This is a genomic window from Collimonas sp. (assembly GCF_039923675.1).
Lineage (GTDB): Bacteria > Pseudomonadota > Gammaproteobacteria > Burkholderiales > Burkholderiaceae_D > Collimonas.
The window spans coordinates 1-5,134 of the sequence record NZ_JBDTCG010000043.1 but is presented as its reverse complement, the minus strand read 5'-3'; the positions used below and the strand labels follow the sequence as shown (position 1 = coordinate 5,134).

Annotated in this window: 7 protein-coding genes; 5 read left to right on the top strand and 2 right to left on the bottom strand. The window is 58.3% G+C overall.

Going from position 1 to position 5,134, the window contains the following annotated elements:
* On the bottom strand, positions 1-313 hold a 313-nt coding region (locus ABI171_RS08515), incomplete at its 3' end, for a pyruvate kinase (RefSeq protein ID WP_348092141.1).
* Between the two features lie 183 nt (positions 314-496).
* Entirely contained in the window at positions 497-1,687 is a 1,191-nt protein-coding gene (locus tag ABI171_RS08510; protein WP_348092140.1) for a phosphoglycerate kinase, read from the bottom strand.
* A 325-nt stretch (positions 1,688-2,012) separates the two neighbouring features.
* Here ABI171_RS08510 and ABI171_RS08505 point away from each other — a divergent pair, with 325 nt between their 5' ends.
* The 5 genes from ABI171_RS08505 to ABI171_RS08485 form a co-directional block, all read left to right on the top strand.
* Positions 2,013-2,939, top strand: coding sequence for a branched-chain amino acid transaminase (locus ABI171_RS08505; protein ID WP_348092139.1), 927 nt, complete (start codon positions 2,013-2,015; stop codon positions 2,937-2,939).
* 75 nt (positions 2,940-3,014) lie between these two features.
* Positions 3,015-3,227 carry a zinc-finger domain-containing protein gene (locus tag ABI171_RS08500; RefSeq protein WP_348092138.1) on the top strand — a complete coding sequence of 71 codons (213 nt, stop codon included), beginning with the start codon at positions 3,015-3,017 and terminating at the stop codon, positions 3,225-3,227.
* 83 nt (positions 3,228-3,310) lie between these two features.
* Positions 3,311-3,742: a nuclear transport factor 2 family protein gene (locus ABI171_RS08495; RefSeq protein ID WP_348092137.1), complete on the top strand. Its 432-nt coding sequence runs from the start codon at positions 3,311-3,313 to the stop codon at positions 3,740-3,742.
* Positions 3,743-3,782: 40 nt separating this feature from the next.
* Complete coding sequence (locus ABI171_RS08490; RefSeq protein ID WP_348092136.1) at positions 3,783-4,763, top strand: alpha/beta fold hydrolase; 981 nt, start codon at positions 3,783-3,785, stop codon at positions 4,761-4,763.
* A 1-nt stretch (position 4,764) separates the two neighbouring features.
* Positions 4,765-5,134: DUF2946 family protein (locus ABI171_RS08485; RefSeq protein ID WP_348092135.1), on the top strand; the 370-nt coding region annotated here is incomplete at its 3' end.

Below are 5,134 nucleotides of genomic sequence, written 5' to 3'. Positions count from 1 at the left end.
CACGTTCCTGGCTACCCATGCCGCAATCGGCGTCGAGAATGAATTTTTCGCCATTCTTCAACTCGATCTTGCCTTGCTCGAACTTGCCGACGCGGATCTTCGGCCCTTGCAGGTCGGCCATGATGGCAACTTGCTTGCCGCATGCCAGCGCCACTTCGCGCACCAGCTTGGCGCGGTCGATGTGGTCTTGGGCCTTGCCATGCGAAAAATTCAGGCGCACCACATCGACGCCGGCGACGAACATGCGCGCCAGTGTGTCGGCATCGCTCGATGCAGGTCCGATAGTGGCGACGATCTTGGTAGCTCTTTGCATGGAAAACCTTTCAGCACAAACATGGACAAAATGCGCAGCGAAGCTTAACTAACGCGTATTAAAACCTCTGTCATCCCCGCGAACGCGGGGATCCATGGCGGCCGCCTGGTCTGGCTGCCTAAAATGGATTCCCGCGTTCGCGGGAATGACTCGGTCGGAAATGACGTAGGGGAAATAGTTAAGTTAACCCGCACGTTGCAATAGTATTTCAACCGCCGGCAGGGTCTTGCCTTCCAGGAATTCCAGGAAAGCGCCGCCGCCGGTGGAGATGTAGCCAATCTTGTCGGTAATCTTGTACTTGGCGATCGCCGCCAGCGTATCGCCGCCGCCGGCAATCGAGAATGCCTTGGAGCCGGCAATCGCCAGCGCCAGCGTCTTGGTGCCTTCGCCGAACTGGTCGAATTCGAACACGCCGACCGGGCCGTTCCAGACGATGGTGCCGGCCTGGGCGATTTGCGCCGCCAGCGTGGCCGCGGTCTGCGGACCGATATCCAGGATCAGGTCGTCGTCTTCCACATCTTCGACATTCTTGATCTGCACCGCTGCGGTTGGCGAGAATTCCTTGGCGCACACCACGTCGACCGGAATCGGCACCGACGCGCCGCGCTTGGCCATCATCTCGATAATCGCTTTGGCTTCATCCACCAGATCCGGTTCCGCCAGGGATTTGCCGATCTTCAGGCCGCTTGCCAGCAAGAAGGTGTTGGCAATACCGCCACCGACGATCAGGTTGTCGACCTTGTCGGCCAGCGCCTTCAGGATGGTCAGTTTGCTCGATACTTTAGAGCCGGCGACGATCGCCACCAGCGGCCGCGCCGGCTGGTTCAGGGCTTTGCCCAAGGCATCCAGCTCGGCCGCCAGCAATGGTCCGGCGCAGGCAACCGGCGCAAACTTGGCGATACCGTGGGTGGTCGCTTCCGCCCGGTGCGACGTACCGAAGGCATCGTTGACATAGATATCGCAGAGCTTGGCGATCTTTTGCGCCAGCTCGTCGCTATTCTTTTTCTCGCCCTTGTTGACGCGGCAATTTTCCAGCAGCACCACTTGGCCCGGCGCCACTTCCACGCCGTCGACCCAGTTTTGGCGCAGCTCGACCGGCTGGCCCAACAGTTCCGCCAGGCGCTTGGCGATAGGCGCCAGCGTATCTTCCGGCTTGAATTCGCCTTCGGTCGGACGTCCCAGGTGCGAGGTCACCATGACGGCTGCGCCGGCGTCCAGCGCCTGGCGAATCGCCGGCACCGAAGCGCGTACGCGCGTGTCTTCAGTAATATTGCCCGCAGCGTCTTGCGGCACATTGAGGTCGGCGCGGATAAAAACACGTTTGCCTTGCAGCTGGTGTTGCGCGATCAAATCGCTTAGTCGATTGAATTTCATGTCGATCCGACAATATTAGTGAGGAAAAGCCGCTATTTTACTCCAGCCGCCACTGTCAAAACACCGTTTTCGGCAGGCGGTGCTGCGCAAAAGACATATGGTGCAAACCAATATTCTACAGAGTAGGCCTGCTTGAATCCGTTAAAATGTCAGTTTACGCTCTAAATAAGTCAGCAAAAACCAGACGAAATATTTCCAGTGCCTGCCGGCAGGCTCTTATTGGCCGCCACCATGGCATCGTTATATATTAGGCAATTAGCAAACAAATAAAACACAACAGCAGTGCAATTCTGATTTTATCTATTCGATTACCGGAGATTTGAACATGTCCATGGATGACCGCGACGGCAAAATTTGGAAAGACGGCAAATTAATCGATTGGCGCGACGCCAACATCCACGTTCTGACCCATTCGCTGCATTACGGCATGGCGGTTTTCGAAGGCGTGCGCGCCTACAAGACCGACCAGGGTCCGGCGATTTTCCGCCTGAAGGAACATACCCAGCGCCTGCTGAATTCGGCCAAGATTTTCCAGATGCAAGTGCCTTACGACCTGCAAACCCTGATCGACGCGCAAATCGCCGTGGTCCGTGAAAACCAGCTGGAATCCTGCTACATGCGGCCGCTGATCTGGATCGGCTCGGAAAAGCTCGGCATTGCGGCAAAGGGCAACACCATCCACGTGGCGATTGCGGCCTGGCCGTGGGGCGCCTATCTGGGCGAAGACGGGCTGGCCAAAGGCATCCGGGTCAAGACCTCTTCTTTCAGCCGCCACCACGTCAACGTCTCGCTGGTGCGCGCCAAAGCCAGCGGCTACTACATCAATTCGATCCTGGCCAACCAGGAAGCGCTAACCGACGGCTACGACGAAGCCCTGCTGCTGGATACCGACGGCTATGTGTCCGAGGGTTCCGGCGAAAACGTGTTTATCGTCAGGAATGGCAAGATCTATACGCCTGACCTAGCCTCCTGCCTGGATGGCATCACCCGCGACGCTGTACTAACCATGGCGCGCGACAGCGGCATCGACGTCATTGAAAAGCGCATCACCCGCGATGAAATGTATTGCGCCGACGAAGCGTTCTTCACCGGCACCGCCGCAGAAATCACCCCGATCCGCGAACTCGACAACCGCACCATCGGCGAAGGCAAGCGCGGCCTGATCACTGAAAAAATCCAGTCCATGTTCTTTGAAGTCGTGGCGGGCAAGTCGGAAAAATATCAACACTGGCTTACGGTCGTCGGAAAATAAGCCGGTATATATAAGTTACACAAACATAAGTTACACAAGCTACAAGTTAGAGCACCCGTAAATTTGGAGAAGTCAATGAGTACAGCAACAAGCAGCACAGCAGCAGCCCAGGCCGTAGTCCAACTCGACGGCAAGGATTTGCCGGCGCATTGCCCTAACCCGCTGATGACGACCTGGTCCTCGCATCCGCGCGTGTTCCTCAACCTCGACAGCCACGGCAGCGCAAAATGCCCTTACTGCGGCACGCAATACCAGCTCAAACCGGGCGCGGTAGTCCACGGGCACTGATTGAAAGGGAGCCAGGCTCCCTTTTTTGATGGCAGGAAAGTGTGTAACACCAGTCGTTCAATGTGCTTGAGTACGGAGGCAATATGCCGCATGTCAAATTTATGCACGGTTCAGCCGAAGAGACCGAAACCGCTTTTTACGACGCCATGAGCCGCGCCGACATCGAGGCCATGATGGCCTTGTGGGCGGACGATGACGAAATCGTCTGCATCCATCCGAACGCGCCGCGGCTGCACGGCCATGCAGCGATCCGGGCGGCCTTCGAAAGCCTGTTCGAACGCGGCGGCGTGCATATCCGCGCGCGCCAGCTGCACGTAACGCAAAACATGTCGACCAGCATCCACAGCCTGGTGGAAGAACTGCACCAGGCCAGCGATTCGGACCGCGAGATGCACATCCTGGCGACCAACATCTACATGAAGACGCCGCGCGGCTGGCGCATCGTGCTGCATCACGCTTCGGTCGCGCCCGGCGCGGCGCCGGAAGAAACGGTATCGAGCGCCACCTTGCACTGAATCGCAGCGAATAAACACAGGATAGGTATACAGTAGTCGCATGAGTTCTTCCGCTTCCTCATTTTCTGCCGGCGCTTACCCGGCGCCACGCTGGCTGCCCGGCGGCCATCTGCAAACCATTTACCCCGCCACCTGCATCAGCAAGCCGGTGGTCGCCTACCGGCGCGAACGCTGGGATACGCCGGATGGCGATTTCATCGATATCGATTTCGTCGATGGCCAGCCCGGGCAACCGCTGGTCGTACTGTTCCACGGCCTGGAAGGTTCTTCCGACAGCCATTACAGCCGCGCCCTGATGGCGCAACTGGCGGCGCTGGGCTGGTCCGGCGCGGTACCGCATTTCCGCGGCTGCTCCGGTGAAATCAACCAGGCGCCGCGTTTTTATCATTCCGGCGACGCCGAAGAAGTCGACTGGATATTGCGCCGGCTGGCAGCCAGCCGGGCAGAAAAGCAATTCACCAAGTTCTACGCCACCGGCGTCTCGCTAGGCGGCAATGCGCTACTGCGCTGGCTGGGGGAATCGCAAAACGAAGCCAAGATCATTGACGCCGCCTGCGCCATTTCCGCGCCGCTCGACCTGGCCGGCGGCGGCGAAGCCTTGTCGCATGGCTTCAACATGGTCTATACGCGTTCATTCCTGCGCACCATGAAAAGCAAATCGCTCGACAAGCTACAGCAATTCCCGCGCCTGTTTGACCGTGAAAAAATGCTGAGTTCGCGCGACCTGTACGAATTTGACAACATCGTCACGGCTCCCTTGCACGGCTATCGCAATACCGAAGATTATTGGTACCGCGCCAGCGCCAAGCTGGTCATGAACGAGATCACCATACCGACGCTGGTGCTCAACGCCAAAAACGACCCGTTCCTGCCGCCACGGCATCTGCCTTCTAAAGCCGCCTCCAGCGTCGTCCTCGAATATCCGGAACAAGGCGGCCACGTAGGTTTCGCCGTCGGCGGCCCACCCGGCCGGCTGGACTGGCTGCCGCAGCGCATGCTGCAATTCTTGCTGGATACCTGAGATGGACCAGATCGTCCTCCAAGCCATGCAGAAATGGCCGAACGTGCCCCATTGCCACGGTTGGCTAGGGCTCGACGCGCGCGGCGCCTGGCGCATGCGCGATGAAACGGCGCAACGGCAGAATCTGCCCGGCGACAAGATCATGCACATCGCGCTGGTCGGATTTATCAACCGTAATTACAAAGCGGACGAACAAGGCTGCTGGTATTTCCAGAATGGGCCGCAGCGGGTGTATGTCGATCTGGCGCTAACCCCGTACATTGCCCATACCGATCCGCTGCAAGGTTATGTTCTGCAAACCGGCGAAGCGATGGGGGCAATCGAAGCGGTCATGCTGACGGAAGAAGGCCGCTTGCTGCTGATTGCAGCAG